The organism is Winkia neuii subsp. neuii DSM 8576 (genome assembly GCF_000420405.1).
Lineage (GTDB): Bacteria > Actinomycetota > Actinomycetes > Actinomycetales > Actinomycetaceae > Winkia > Winkia neuii.
Genome location: NZ_ATUW01000010.1, coordinates 1 through 14,595 on the forward strand (window position 1 = coordinate 1; position 14,595 = coordinate 14,595).

Annotated in this window: 12 protein-coding genes; all 12 read left to right on the forward strand. The window is 55.8% G+C overall.

Annotated features, from left to right (window positions below; all coding sequences use genetic code 11):
- Positions 1-422 precede the first annotated feature (422 nt).
- The 12 genes from G437_RS0108790 to sufB all read left to right on the forward strand — a co-directional run bounded on the left by G437_RS0108790 (position 423) and on the right by sufB (position 14,594).
- Positions 423-2,654, forward strand: coding sequence for an HAD-IIA family hydrolase (locus G437_RS0108790; RefSeq protein WP_231782351.1), 2,232 nt, complete (start codon positions 423-425; stop codon positions 2,652-2,654).
- 132 nt (positions 2,655-2,786) lie between these two features.
- The gene (locus tag G437_RS0108800; RefSeq protein WP_024332191.1) at positions 2,787-3,617 is read left to right on the forward strand and encodes a TlyA family RNA methyltransferase; all 831 of its coding nucleotides are present in this window, start codon (positions 2,787-2,789) and stop codon (positions 3,615-3,617) included.
- On the forward strand, positions 3,614-4,435 hold the full coding sequence (locus tag G437_RS0108805; protein WP_024332192.1) for an NAD kinase: 822 nt from the start codon (positions 3,614-3,616) through the stop codon (positions 4,433-4,435). Before G437_RS0108800 ends, G437_RS0108805 begins: the two co-directional genes overlap by 4 nt.
- Positions 4,435-6,096 (forward strand): DNA repair protein RecN, encoded by a 1,662-nt coding sequence (gene recN, locus G437_RS0108810; RefSeq protein ID WP_024332193.1) that lies wholly within the window; start codon positions 4,435-4,437, stop codon positions 6,094-6,096. The genes G437_RS0108805 and recN overlap by 1 nt, the downstream gene beginning before the upstream one ends.
- Before the next feature lie 11 nt (positions 6,097-6,107).
- On the forward strand, positions 6,108-7,307 hold the full coding sequence (gene steA, locus G437_RS0108815; protein WP_024332194.1) for a putative cytokinetic ring protein SteA: 1,200 nt from the start codon (positions 6,108-6,110) through the stop codon (positions 7,305-7,307).
- 11 nt (positions 7,308-7,318) lie between these two features.
- Positions 7,319-8,251, forward strand: a complete 933-nt coding sequence (locus G437_RS0108820) for a copper transporter (protein WP_024332195.1) — start codon at positions 7,319-7,321, stop codon at positions 8,249-8,251.
- On the forward strand, positions 8,251-9,081 hold the full coding sequence (locus G437_RS0108825) for a hypothetical protein (RefSeq protein ID WP_024332196.1): 831 nt from the start codon (positions 8,251-8,253) through the stop codon (positions 9,079-9,081). Before G437_RS0108820 ends, G437_RS0108825 begins: the two co-directional genes overlap by 1 nt.
- On the forward strand, positions 9,050-10,717 hold the full coding sequence (murJ, locus tag G437_RS0108830) for a murein biosynthesis integral membrane protein MurJ (protein ID WP_024332197.1): 1,668 nt from the start codon (positions 9,050-9,052) through the stop codon (positions 10,715-10,717). The genes G437_RS0108825 and murJ overlap by 32 nt, the downstream gene beginning before the upstream one ends.
- Positions 10,650-11,699, forward strand: coding sequence for a glycosyltransferase family 4 protein (locus G437_RS0108835; protein WP_024332198.1), 1,050 nt, complete (start codon positions 10,650-10,652; stop codon positions 11,697-11,699). Before murJ ends, G437_RS0108835 begins: the two co-directional genes overlap by 68 nt.
- A gap of 12 nt (positions 11,700-11,711) precedes the next feature.
- Positions 11,712-12,344 (forward strand): NUDIX domain-containing protein, encoded by a 633-nt coding sequence (locus G437_RS0108840; protein WP_024332199.1) that lies wholly within the window; start codon positions 11,712-11,714, stop codon positions 12,342-12,344.
- Between the two features lie 76 nt (positions 12,345-12,420).
- Positions 12,421-13,119: a helix-turn-helix transcriptional regulator gene (locus G437_RS0108845; RefSeq protein ID WP_024332200.1), complete on the forward strand. Its 699-nt coding sequence runs from the start codon at positions 12,421-12,423 to the stop codon at positions 13,117-13,119.
- A gap of 26 nt (positions 13,120-13,145) precedes the next feature.
- On the forward strand, positions 13,146-14,594 hold the full coding sequence (gene sufB, locus G437_RS0108850) for a Fe-S cluster assembly protein SufB (RefSeq protein WP_024332201.1): 1,449 nt from the start codon (positions 13,146-13,148) through the stop codon (positions 14,592-14,594).
- Position 14,595 lies beyond the last annotated feature (1 nt).

The following is a 14,595-nucleotide window of genomic DNA, read 5'->3' on the forward strand; positions in this document are numbered from 1 at the left end:
AGTCACTGCCACGGATTATTCTTTGTTATTTGGTTGGGCCCAACCCCTCTATATAGTGGGGGGTTGGGTCCTTCTGTTTGTTAAACCCGCCGTCTTGTTAAACCCTTGGGCTTGCTTGTTGTTTAAGCCCGGTTTGCTTGCCGGGGTCCGGGTAGTCGGGCTGTTATGGCAGGGGGGGTGCTCCCTGGCAGGGGGCGGGTTGCGGGTGGGGCCCCTCCGGGAGGGGCGGGCCGGCCCACAAACAACACAAGGATAGAAACAAAGTCCTCTTATCTTCGCTGCCAAGATGTTGGAAGGGATTTTTATCGGCAAGGGTAGCAAGAGTGTTTTTCAGAGCCCGACTTCACACTGAGGAGCGGGCTCGCCGGTCACAGTTTCTACTATGCTAGAGACAAGTACTTACCACTATCCGAAGGAATACTGTGAACGATCGTTTTTCAAGGGACTGGCATAGCCGTGAGCGCGCTCCCAAGTGGCGGGAGAATAGCAAATCTGGGCGCTCCGATCGTCAGCAGAAGTACGGCAGGGATGGCCAGTTCCGACATGACGAGGGTAGGGGACACTCCAGTCATAATTCTGACCGGAAGCGTCGTTATGACTCGGATCGCCGTGATAGTGGCAAGAGGCATTTCGGTCGCGAAGGCGAACGGCGTGATGGTCACCAGCGAGGAGCGTGGCGGTCAGAAGATCGTGGTAAGAGGCGTTTCGACGATCGTCGTTCCGGGGGAAAACGTTTTTCTGATCGCCCGCGGAAACAGCATGGCCGTAACGAAGAGCGAGGTCCCCGGGATTTCCGTCGGCAAAATAAGTGGGACTCGCGACGCAACGAACCCGAGATTCCCACGAATGTTAAAGCGGAGTCGCTCGACCCCGCCGCTCGGAAAGCTCTTGCCGGGTTAAATCCCGATAATGCCGATATCGTAGCGAGGCACCTCGTTATGGCGGGTTCGCTTGTTGACGTTGATCCACAGGCGGCCTACGATCATGCTCAGGCGGCAGTGGCGCGCGCTGGTCGGATTGGCGCGGTGCGCGAGGCAGCGGCGTTGTCCGCCTACGCTTGCCAGAAGTACCAGGAGGCACTACGCGAGGTTCGGGCACTGCGGCGCCTAACTGGTGAGGATACCCTCCGGGCGATTGAAGCTGACTGTGAGCGCGGAATGGGGAAGCCCCAGAAGGCGCTCGACATCATTGGCGATACGTCTACGGCCGGGATGTCAGTTGCAGATCAAGCAGAGCTCGCTCTGGTCGCGTCGGGGGCTCGAGCTGATTTGGGAGAACCCGATGCAGGCCTGCTAGTGATCGACGATTTTTTGGCAACTCGGAAGGTTGAAGACGACGAGACCCTTTCGCGTCTTCTACAGGTGAAGGTCGATCGCTTGCGTGAACTCGGAAGGGACGAGGAAGCGCAGCAGACCGAGGCACAGATCCCTGCTGTGCCAGAACCGCTTACTATCGTCGATTTCGACGAGGTAGTTGAGGCTGAAATGGAATATGTCGCCTCAGATTTGCAGGGATCGCGCAAACCACTCAATGAAAAATATGAATTGGCCCTGGTTGACTTAGACGGAGTTGCCTATATGGGCTCAAAGCCTATCGAACATGCCGGAAGTGGTCTCATGGCTGCGAAGGACTCCGGGATGGAACTCGTTTTCGTGACTAACAACGCCTCGCGTACCAGGCAGCAGGTTAAGGAAAAGCTCGCCGGCTTTGGAATCGATATCGACGAAGACAAGATTATGACCTCTGCTATGGACGGGGTCGCAATCCTGAAAGAAATACTCCCTCCTGCGGCAAAGGTACTTGCGATCGGTGGCAAGGGGCTGTTTGCTGCCGTAACTGAGGCTGGTTTTGAATTGGTGAATTCCGCGGACGACCACCCTGCAGCGGTAATTCAGGGATATGATGCCTCGCTCGGATGGAGTGACTTGTCCGAAGCAGCCTATGCCATCAACAATGGGGCAGCCTTTGTAGCTACGAACATGGATGCCACGCTCCCGACAGAACGCGGTTTCAGCCTTGGAAACGGTTCCTTGGTCCAGGCAGTTATTCACGCAACCGGAGTTGAACCCAGGCCAGGCGGAAAGCCGTTTCCTGGGATCTACCGGCATGCGGTAGAAATTGCCGAGGGGTCGAAGGCACTGTGCATCGGCGATCGCCTCGATACAGACATTGCCGGCGCTCGCGCAGCAGGGTATCCGGTACTGCACTTGCTGACGGGCGTGGCGAGTGCCAAAGATGTTGCTTTGGCGAAGAAAGAAGAAAGGCCTACATATCTTGGCCTGGATATGCGTTCATTGCTAGAGCCGGTACCTGGCCCTGTCAAGACCGCCAACGGCGATTGGGTCTGTGGGGCTTCGCGCGGATTCAGGGTCGAGCGAGGAACCATTCAAGTTGACGAGGTAGCTCTCGGTCAGGATTCATTGACGTTGGAGCTCGATGACTACAGGGCTCTTGTCGCTGCCGTGTGGGAGGCACGCGATCACCGAGATCGGGTGAATGTTCCGGAAATAGAGGTTGTTCGCAACCGCGAAGAGCGTCTCGAGGACAAGGATTTGGGGGAAAGGTCTGGTTCAGTCGAGAACGAGGTGCAGGCCGGGCAGAGTGATTACTCTGTTGCAGATTCGGCAGCGGTAGATAATGAAGACAATGAGTGATCTGGAGGTGGATTTGTCAAATATCCAACAAGCCTTGGCAAATCTCACCGACAATCCTCTTGCCATACAAGTACAAATACTAAAGGACATACAGCAGCAACTAGCTGAAGCACTTACGACAGTAGGGAACTGATGGGCAGGCTAAGGCGTATAGATTCTGAGCTGGTGCGCAGAAAGCTCGCGCCTTCTAGAACAAAAGCTGCCCAGCTTATAGCGTCGGGTCAGGTCAAGCTAGACGGACAAGTGGTAACAAAACCTGCGAGGCAGGTGGACCCCGCCCAGGCAGTAACAGTATCTCACGTGCCTGGTCAGGACTATGCTTCCCGAGGCGCTTACAAACTTGCTGGTGCGCTGGATCTTTTGGCGCAAAGCGGACCTCGAATAAATGGCGTGCGCTGTCTAGATGCCGGTGCCTCAACAGGCGGATTTACTGACGTGTTGCTTCGCCGAGGTGCGGCCTCTGTGGTGGCAGTTGACGTGGGGTACGGGCAGATGGCCTGGCGCTTGCGAACTGACCCTCGAGTAGAGATGCTCGAACGGACTAACGTGCGTACCCTTGAGGCCGAACAGGTCGCTCCTGCGCCATCTTTGGTGGTGGGGGACCTGTCCTTCATTTCACTAACCTTGGTGATTCCCGCTTTGGTGAGAGTATCTTCACCCAGAGCTAACTTCTTGCTAATGGTCAAGCCTCAATTCGAGATCGGTAAGGACCGGCTCGGACACGGGGGAGTGGTTCGCGAGCCCGAGCAGCGCATCGAAACGGTTCTAAAGGTAGCTGAGTGCGCCATCGAAAACGGTCTAACCGTTAAGGCCTGCGCGGCTTCTCCGCTCCCCGGGCCCTCTGGAAATGTCGAATATTTTCTCTACATGTCAAAGCTCCAAGAGACTGCGAAAAATGCGCCCGAGCTTTCTGCCATGGTACGCAAAGCAGTCGAAGACGGGCCTAGGGGAGCTCACAAATGAGGAAGGTGTACGCCCAGCTACATTCGGATCGTCCCGCCGCAAAGGCCGCTTACCTCGAGCTGCGTATGGGCTTGCAAAAACAGGGCGTAGTACTGGTTGACCATATCGATTCCGAAGTGGAATTGGTAATGGCAGTTGGGGGCGACGGTACTGTTTTGTCTGCTGCCCCCCTTGCGCGCGAAGCAGGGCTGCCCCTATTCGGTATAAATCTGGGGCACATGGGTTTTTTGACCGAGGCTGAAAAGGAAGATCTAAAAGTCGTAATCGACCATATAGTACGCGCTGACTTCGAAGTCGAAAATCGGATGAGCATGCAAATAGCTGTGCGTAGGCCCGGGGCGAAGAACGTTACAGATTGGGCGTTGAATGAGGCTGCAATCTTGCATACTGACGCCGCCCACCCAGCACATTTTGGGCTCGGTATAGACGGACAAGGAGTATCGACGTACGGGGCCGACGGAATAATTGTTGCCACTCCAACCGGATCGACGGCCTACTCGTTTAGCGCTGGCGGGCCTGTTGTGTGGCCAGATGTGCAGGCCCTGGTTGTAACACCTTTAGCAGCACACGGACTTTTTACTCGGCCGCTGGTAGTTTCTCCGACTTCAATAGTAGAGGTTGCTATCTCACCGTTGCAGCGCAGCCGGCTGGAACTTTGGGCGGACGGGCAGCGCTGTACTCCCCTGGAACCGGGTACGACAGTGCAAATGACACGCTCTGAAAAGCCCGTTCGCTTCGCGCGCATAAATGCCGCACCTTTTTCCTCTAGACTTGTTCGGAAATTTGATCTTCCAGTTCATGGTTGGCGGGATAGCTAGTGCTCGAAGAACTTAGTATTGAAAATCTTGGGGTAATCTCCAAGGCCGTTGTTTCATTCGCTAGTGGACTCACGGTTATAACCGGCGAAACTGGAGCCGGCAAGACCATGGTGCTCACCTCTCTGGGGTTACTCACTGGAGCCAAACCCGACGCGGGAAAGGTACGTGCTGGAAGCGAACGCGCCCACGTAGAGGGGCTATTCGCAATCGAAAGCGATGGAGCAGTCCAAGATCTTGTCTTGGGTGCCGGCGGTGAAGTCGAGGAGGGGGCCGTGTTACTTTCGCGGACTGTGCCAGCCAAAGGTCGGTCGCGGGCATTTGCCGGGGGGCACTCCGTTCCTGCTGGAATACTTCGCCAGGCTGGGGAATTCTTAGTTGCAGTACACGGCCAAACAGAGCAATTGAAGCTGCGCTCGGCAGCGGCTCAGAGAGCTCGTGTTGATCTGGCCGGAGGGGAAAAATTGGGTACAGCTCTAGCCGCATACCACAGCTCTTTCGGGCGCTATCGCCGTGCTTGCGCCAAGCTCGAGGATTGGCGCACCAGTGCGCGTACTAGACAGGTGGAAATAGAAGTACTGCGCTCTGGCATTGAACAGATTGACGAATTAGCGCCGAAGCCCAACGAGGACGAACAGCTGCGTTCACAGATCGAGCGCCTAACCAACGTCGAAGACCTGCGCGAAGCTACTGCCGGCGCAGCCTCTTATTTGAACGCGGAGGGGGGAATAGTTGACTCTGTTGGCGCAATAATTGAAGCCTTGCAAAAAGCCACCCGCTATGATCCAGCGCTAACGAACCAGCTTCAAGTCGCCTCTGGCATAGAGGCAGATCTTCAAGAGCTAGCTAGAACGATCTCGGACTACCTCGAAAGCTTGCAAGCTGATCCGAATGAGCTTGAACGTATGCACGAGCGATTGGCAAAGATAACCGAGGTGGGCAGGGGCCGGGCGGCCTCGGCTAGCGGGTTACTGTCCTGGCGCAAAGAGGCCAGCCAAAGGCTGTCCGAAATCGATGGAGGCAGTGAGCGAGAGCAGGAACTTGAGGCCGAGGTTCAAGCCTGCTTCGCCGAGGCGGACAAGCTCGCAAAAGAGCTAACTAGGCTGCGCAAGAGGTCTGCCTCCGCCCTCGCGAGCGCTGCTACCCGAGAGCTGAAAGAGCTAGCAATGCCCAATGCGCAAATTGTTGTTGAGGTAAGACCGCTTGCCGAACTGGGAGAAAACGGGCAGGACGAAGTAGCTATCAGACTAAAGCCGCACCCTTCTATGCCGGCTGTAGATTTGGGTGAGGGGGCTTCAGGGGGAGAGCTTTCGAGGATCATGCTCGCCTTGGAACTATCTACTCTTGGTCGAGGCGGGCAAAGCCCGGTCATGGTATTTGACGAAGTCGACGCAGGCATTGGTGGGCAGGCAGCGACCTCAGTTGGATTGAGGCTGGCCCGGTTAGCTCAAAATAGGCAAGTAATAGTTGTCACTCACCTGGCGCAGGTAGCCGCGTTCGGGCAAACTCACATCGTTGTGGAAAAATCCGGCGCAAACGCGGCGGTAAGGCAAGTTGAGGGCGAGGAACGAGTCCTAGAGCTCGCTCGCATGTTATCTGGACACACGGACTCAAAATCGGCAAGAGTGCACGCCGCTGAGTTGTTAAACGGCTCGCACGTGTAATACTAAGGTCCGTGGCAACGTTGTTCAGAAGGACAAAGAAGCGGGGGGTATCCCTAAATGAGGGGCCCGCCCAGGTAGACAAGCGCACCAAAAATCTGACTCGCAGGTTGGAAGAAGGCTCAATTGCCGTCATCAACCACGCCGACATTGACCGGGTAGCAGCAGAGGCACTTGTTGGCGCAAAACCGATTGCTGTCTTGAACGCGGCCAAATCCACCACGGGTCGTTATCCGAATATGGGCCCGGGGATAATTTTAGACGCGGGTATCATCCTAATCGACGATTTAGGCACCGACGTAATGCAGGTGCGTGAGGGCACTACTCTCACCATAAAAGGCGACGAGGTTTACGCCGACGGTAAGTTATTAGCCGCAGGGAAGCGGCAGGACCAGCAGTCTAATCAGGCTGCAATGGAAGAGGCGCGCTCTGGTCTTTCAGTGCAAATTGAGGCGTTCGCAGCCAACACCATGGAATACCTGCGGCGAGAACGCGACCTCTTACTTGACGGCGTCGGCGTTCCCCGCGTGCGTACAAAGCTCGATGGGCGCCAGGTGCTCATTGTAGTTCGCGGTTACAACTACAAGGAAGACTTGCGCTCGCTAAAACCGTACATTCGCGAATACAAACCTGTGCTTGTAGGAGTCGATGGGGGAGCCGACGCGATACGCGAAGAAGGCTACCAACCGGACATGATCATTGGCGACATGGATTCGGTTAGCGACGAGGCGCTGCGCTGCGGTGCCGAAATTGTTGTGCACGCATACAAAGACGGCAGGGCGCCAGGTACTGAACGGCTCGACCGGCAGGGCATTGACTACATTACGTTCCCAGCTACCGGTACTTCCGAGGATGTTGCTATGCTCCTCGCCGACGACAAGGGGGCGGAGCTGATAGTCGCCCTCGGAACCCACGCCACGTTAGTCGAATTCCTGGACAAGGGGCGCGCCGGCATGGCCTCTACTTTTCTGACCCGTTTGCGGGTCGGCTCAAAGCTAGTGGATGCCAAGGGAGTCTCCCAGCTATACCAACCCAAGGTTTCAAATAAGCAGGCGCTCTTGTTCGCGCTGGTTGGGGTAGCCGCCGTGTTGATTGCGTTGGCAGTTACACCGGCAGGGCAGACCTTCTATGGCGTAATTGGGCTCTATTTATCTAGACTCTGGGCGTCAATAACCGGAGCCAGCGGCTTCGGGCCTATTTATCCGTTCACGTAAGAGGTTGAATCTTGATTGATTTTCGCTACCACCTAGTTTCCCTAATGGCGGTTCTCATCGCCTTGACGCTCGGCGTGATATTGGGAGCAGGACCGCTACAAGGGCCACTCTCATCCGCGCTCACAGGGCAGGTCAACCGTCTTACCGAACAGCAGGCCACGCTCAACGAACAGCTCTCTGAGGCTCACAAGTCAGTGCAGAATTCTGATTCCTACGTGAACGGGTTGGCCGCCGCAGTTCTTCCTGGCTCTCTCAAAGATCAAAAAGTTGGCCTTATTGTTCTGCCTGGCGCCGAGGCAGACGACGTAAAGACAATTTCGGACAAGCTGGGCCAAGCAGGTGCGAAGGTTGTTGGGCAAGTGTCTTTGGAAGCAGACTGGTTCACCCAGTCCCGGGAATCCTACCGCAAGTCATTAGTTTCTTCGATAACCTCGTACCTCGAGACAGCTCCCGAGGGTGGGGCCTCCACCGGGGCGATAATGGGATCGGGCGCAGTGCAGTTACTGACTGCACCAGGCGACAAATCTAATGCGCTTGCAGAGGTGCTCACCGCTAAATCTGCCCCGTTAGCTACTATTACCAAGAATGTCTCTGAACCCGCTAAATCGGTAGTTGTAATTGGCCCGCGCAACCCCGATGCAGTTGCTAAGAACGGCAAGAAGGCAGGTAAGACCTATAGTGACGATTCAGTTACTGGCCTGGCCCAGGCGGTCGCTAAATCCCCCGAATCTGGAGTGCTAGTTGGAAGCGCTGCAGCGGAAGATTGCTTTATCGCGAAGGTCCGCGCCGGAGGCGTATCCGTGGCAACAGTGGACTCTATCAGCCAAATAAGCGCCGCCGTTTCTACTCCACTAGCACTTAGTGCGGCAAAGGCCGGTCACCCTGGAGCTTTCGGCTTCCAGACGGGGGCAGACAAGCCCCTTCCTCCGGTAAAGGCACAGTAATGAAGGCCGGTTGTTTCGGAGTAGGCCTGGCAGCTGTCAGCTCGGCTGTAGCGTCTCGAATAGTTGGCGACCGCAAGGAGTGGGAACGACAAAATTTCACGGGGCAAAGTCTTTCTCTTCGAGGCGGTGTGCTGAGCGCTGCAGTAGCAGTAGGCGCAAGTAGCCTAGGTGTCCTCGTATCCGGTAAGTCACTCTTGCCCGCGGCGCTGCTAACCGGAGTTAGTGCCTGGAGTGGCTATATCGACGATATGGACCAAGGAGAACGAGACGGCAAAAAGGTAGCCAAAGGCTTGCGAGGGCATCTAACGGCACTGAAGGATGGGTACATAAGCACCGGACTTGTTAAGCTTGCGGCTATAGGGGGAGCCTCCGCCCTCGCTGCCCTTACGCTCGGGCGGCGCCGCGGCAAGGCTGGTTTAGGTGATTGGCTGGCAGGGGCAAGCATGCTTGCTGCGGGAACAAATATGATCAACCTGCTCGATTTGCGTCCAGTCCGCGCGCGCAAGGGGGTGCTGGCACTATCCTTGCCGCTTTCTCTTGTTAGCGGCCCCGCTGGGACCCTGGGGGGCATAGCAACAGTGGCAGCAGCAAAAGGATTTAGCCAGGATGCAAAGGCTTGCACCATGTTGGGCGACACCGGTGCGAATGCGCTCGGAGCGTTGACTTTTTACGGGCTTGCAAAGGCGTTACCCCTGTCCGCCCGCTATGGCGGGGCGGCCCTGCTAGTGGCGCTCACGTTTGCTTCTGAGAAGGTTAGCTTTTCGGAAGTAATTGACTCTGTAGACGTACTCCGGAAGATTGACAGCTGGGGCCGGCCAGATGGGCGCTAAGGGCCCTCTGAAACAATTCCTCGGGGCCGCAGGATTGATATCGATCCTAACGCTTGGGGCACGGATATTCGGGTTTGCCCGCTGGTTCGCCCAATTTGCATGGGTGGGGCAAGGCGAGACCGCAAATGCCTACGCCTCCGCGAATCAGATTCCCAATATTATCTATGAGGTAGCAGCAGGCGGAGCGCTCGCCGGCATTACGATACCCCTGCTAGCAGCACCATTGGCAAAGGCGATGAAAAAGGACGTCGCCCGCATTTCTTCTTCGCTGCTAACTATGTCCCTTGCTGTCCTAATTCCGCTTGCGATTCTAATTTGTTTTGGTGCTCCACTAATTTCAGCATGGCTACCAGCTCCGGTAGGAGCAAACCAAGCTAGCCAACGTGAACTACTAACCTCTTTTCTGCGGGTGTTTGCGGCCCAGATCCCGCTCTATGGGATATCGGTGGTCCTTACCGGCGTTCTCCAAGCTCACAAGAAATTTTTCTGGCCTGCGTTTGCGCCGCTACTTTCCTCTGTCGTGGTAATAGCAACCTACGGTCTATACGGGTTGAATCCTGGCGCTTCAGACAGTGCCGGGGACGTAAGCCAGGTGGCCGTAAATGTTTTGGCTTGGGGAACTACGGCGGGGGTATGCGCGCTATCGCTTCCCCTATTTATTCCAGTAGCCAAGTTGGGAATCCGGCTTCGTCCTCGAATTGATCTCACACAGGTAGAAATGAAACGGGCGGGAGCACTCGGGTTCGCAGGAGTAGGTGCGCTCTTGGCTCAACAATTTGCCGCGCTGAGCGTGCTTTCTATTGCCCGAGCCTACGGGGACGTGGGCACTGTAGCAATTTACCAGTACACCCAAGCTGTTTATATGTTGCCCTACGCTGTGCTGGCAGTGCCAGTTGCTACAGCAGTTTTTCCGGACTTGGCGAGAACAGCGGCCCAGGCGGGCAGGCGCGGCTTTGCCCGTGCCACTGAAACCTCCACTAGCGCAGTTATTGCCGTATCCTGCGTGGGATGTGGGCTACTAATTGCGGGAGCTAAGCCGGTTTCAAACGTCTTCGAATTCCTGAAACCCGTACCCGGAATGGCACACGCGCTCTTGGCGCTCGCCCCTGGGGTCGTGGGATTCGCCCTCATCTACCATTTGTCGCGAGTCTTCTACGCAATAGATAGAGGCAGCATTGCCGTTGCTGCCACGGCCAGCGGCTGGTTGATAACTGCGGGTGGTTCCTGGGCGCTTGCCCGGCTGCTGGCACCGGCGGGGGCTAACGGGCCTGCAACACTGCTTGCTCTCTCGATCGGGTCTTCTATTGGAATGCTGTCGGCAGGCGTGGGGCTTGAATGGGGACTTGTGCATATTGGCCAGAAGAAGGCAAGTCGCCACACTCTGATAGTACTGGTCAAATGTGGCATCCCCTCTTTAGCTTGTGGGGGACTGGCATGGCTTTTGGAGACTCCGATCGTTGCGGCTTTGCCAGGCGTGTCGGGTACGCTGGCTGCGGGGGTAGCCGGACTATTGCTCGTCGCGGTAGGAGCGCTGCCCGCGCTCGGCGTCGTTAGAAAAGGAATGCGCAATGAGGATCATGCTCTTGATGGCCAAGGCAGCGGGTGGGGTTCCAGTTCACGTAAGGCAAGTGAATGAATTATTAGCTCAAGCCGGGCATGAGGTAGTGGTGGCCGGCCCAGCAGATATGGTGGGTGGATACAAAAGGCACTTTCCGGTAGAAATTGGTTCTTCGCCCTCGCGAGGGGACTTAGTTGCGATAGCTCGTATTTCAGAGTTCGGACGCGATTTTGACGTTATCCATGCTCATGGGCTGCGGGCTGGGGCTCTTGCCTGCCTAGCTCGTACGGGGAAAGCCAAAATAGTGGTGACTTTGCATAATCGTCCTGTAGGTGGAACAACGGTGCGATTCCTGGGGCGCGTGCTAATGCGAATCGTTGCCCGTGGCGCAGATACGGTACTGGGCGTCAGCCCGGACCTTGTGCAGTGGGCACTCGAGTGCGGGGCAAAACGTGCTGAGCTGGCTCTGGTACCTGCCCCCTTCCGTGGGAAGGGTGACAAGAGACGTTTCCTCTCTAAGGTGAAGCTCGGTGAAAAACCCATATTGCTGCAGGTTGCTAGACTCTCGAAGCAGAAAGGCCTTGACACCTTTATTGAGGCTTTGAAACTGGTGAAGAATCCTTTTGAAGCTGTAATTATAGGGGACGGCCCCCTGGAAGCTGAACTGAAGAGGCAGTCTAGTAACCTCCCGGTTCACTTTCTAGGAAGGCGAGACGATATTGCCGATGCACTGGCTGCATCCGATATCTTCGTTTCCACCGCTCGGTGGGAGGGCCAGCCCGTAGCTATCCAAGAAGCTCTTACGGCAGGAGTACCGGTGATAGCTACGGACGTGGGGGGAACGAGCGTAGTCACTGGCAAAGATGGAGCCAGGCTGGTTGCGGAAGAACCTCAGTCTATAGCGAGGGCGATTTCAGAACTTTTGGCAGACCCGGAGGCCAGAGTTGTTGCGGGCAGGCGGGCACGCGAGGCGGCGGCACGCTTGCCGAGTCCAGCAGAGGTGGTGGAATCTTTAGAACGCGCCTACGCCCTCGAAAAGAAAAGGCCCCGAAAGGCATAAATAGGAGGAATCATGCTGTCCGATCAGGTTGAAAGTAAGCCCGTCCTCAATTCTTCGAAACCCTGGCGGGGGGCGATTTTTGAAATTGCCACAGATGAGGTGCGTTTTGGTGACAAAAACGTGCACCGCGATTATTTGGATCATCCGGGAGCTGTTTGCATCGTTGCTTTGAAGGAAGAACCGGTGCCCCAGGTTTGTCTTATAAAGCAATACCGCCATCCGGTTCGGGCAAAATTGTGGGAGATCCCAGCGGGGCTAACTGACGTTGAAGGCGAAACGTTGCTTGAAGCGGCGCAACGCGAATTGGCCGAGGAAGTGGGACTTGCTGCTAAAGACTGGCATACGCTCGTAGACGTCTATTCTTCGCCGGGATGCTCAAATGAGCGGCTGCGCGTATTCCTTGCCCGCAATCTAGTGCAGGTGGGTTGCCCGGACGGATTCGTTAGAGAAGCTGAGGAGGCTGAACTAGAAATGAAGTGGGTGAAGTTGACTGACGCTCTCCAGGCTATCTTCAGTGGCACTATTCACAACCCCTCTGCCATAACGGGGATATTGGCACTGTCTGCGGCTATAGACACGGACTTTGCAAGTTTACGAGACCCTGGTGATAGCTGGCACTTATCAACAGATTCGCTGCAAGAGTAAATATTAAACGGATGTGTTGCGAAAATGCGATAGGATTATGACAACGAGTCAGGGAGATCTTACAGGGGGTGTAGGTATGGCAGACTCGCCAAAAGAGGAACCCACCCGGCAGGCGGTTTTAGATCTAATTGTCGAAAAAGGGCCAGTGACGGCCACTATCTTGGCTAAGGTGCTGGGGCTCACTACAGCCGCTGTGCGTCGCCATATTGGGGCCCTGGAAATTGAAGGATCAATCGCCGAATATGACGGGTCGAAACCGGGCAAACGAGGGCGTGGGCGCCCGGCTCGCTACTATGTGGCTACTCGCAGCGGGCACGAGGCTCTGCCCGAGGATTACTCAGAGCTTGCTTCTAGAGCACTTAGTTTTATTGAACAGACCTCCGGCGAGCAGGCGGTCGCGGATTTTGCGGCGGCTCGCTCTCGCGACATCGAAAGGAAATATGCTCCTGCCGTAAGAGCTGCCCCAGACGATCCCCGTTCCAAGGCTATGGCCTTAGCTGATGCCCTGACCGAGGACGGATATGCAGCAACAGTGCGTGAAGTGGGCAATGGGGGGTATGCTGTTCAGCTGTGCCAGGGTCACTGCCCGGTGCAGGATGTAGCAGGTCATTTCCCGCAATTGTGTGAGGCCGAAACCCAGGCTTTTGCTAGGTTGCTCGGTGTCCATGTTCAACGTCTTGCCACTTTGGCGGGCGGGGAACACGTGTGCACTACGTCGGTGCCGGTAGCAATGCCCAGGATCCGCGCGGGCATCTCTAGGCTAGAGCGCAAATGAGCGTGCAGAAAACAGGGAAGGAAAATATGACAACGTCACCTCCGGTAGGTTCGTCAGCGGCTAAAGAGGCAGCCGACGAAGCGATCATCAATTCTATTGGAGCCTACGAGTACGGCTGGCACGATTCGGACGCAGCAGGTCTGGCTGCCAAGCGCGGCTTAGACGAGGACGTGGTCCGTTACATTTCGGGGGCTAAGAACGAACCTGAATGGATGCTCAAACGACGTTTGAAGGCGTATAAGACGTTTTCTCGAAAGCCTATTCCCACTTGGGGGCCTGATCTGTCCCACCTCGATATGGATCAGATCAAATATTTCGTGCGCTCAACTGAACGTGTGGCCGAGTCCTGGGATGATTTACCGGAGGACATACGTAACACGTATGACAAGCTAGGCATTCCCGAGGCCGAGAAACAGCGCCTAGTTTCTGGCGTGGCTGCCCAGTATGAGTCCGAGGTCGTGTACCACCAAATTCGTGAGGATTTGGAGCGCCAAGGGGTGATATTCCTCGATACTGACACCGGCTTGCGCGAGCATCCGGAGTTATTCAAAGAGTACTTTGGCAAGGCTATTCCCGCGGGCGATAATAAATTTGCGGCCTTGAATACGGCCGTCTGGTCGGGCGGATCCTTCATTTACGTGCCTAAGGGCGTTCACGTCGAGATTCCGTTGCAGGCTTATTTCCGTATAAATACCGAAAATATGGGCCAGTTCGAGCGTACGTTGATCATCGCTGACGAGGGCTCCTACGTGCATTACGTGGAAGGTTGTACCGCGCCTATATATAAGTCTGACTCGCTGCATTCTGCAATTGTCGAGATCTTTGTGCGCAAGAACGCAAGAGTGCGCTACACCACTATCCAAAATTGGTCTAACAACGTCTACAACCTCGTTACACAGCGTGCAGTCTGTGAGGAGGGGGCGACTATGGAGTGGATAGATGGCAATATCGGGTCCAAGGTCAACATGAAGTATCCGTCCGTGTACCTGATGGGCGAGCACGCGCGAGGGGAGGCTCTCTCTATCGCATTCGCCGGAGAAGGGCAGCACCAGGACACGGGCGCGAAGATGTTGCACCTAGCTCCGCACACGTCCTCGTCAATTGTTTCTAAGTCGATTTCGCGAAACGGGGGACGGTCCTCTTATCGTGGCCTTGTCCAGGTGGACGAGAAGGCACATGGTTCCAAGTCGTCCGTGGTTTGTGATGCGCTACTGGTTGATCAGATTTCCCGTTCTGACACCTACCCGTATGTGGATGTGCGCAACGACGAAGTCGAGATGGGGCACGAGGCGACGGTTTCGAAGGTTAGTGCAGACCAGCTGTTCTATTTGATGAGTCGTGGCCTGACTGAAACCGAGGCCATGTCGTTGATTGTGCGCGGATTCGTTGAGCCTATTGCTCGCGAGTTGCCCATGGAATACGCGCTAGAACTAAATCGTCTAATTGAGCTCCAAATGGAAGGGTCAGTGGGTTAGT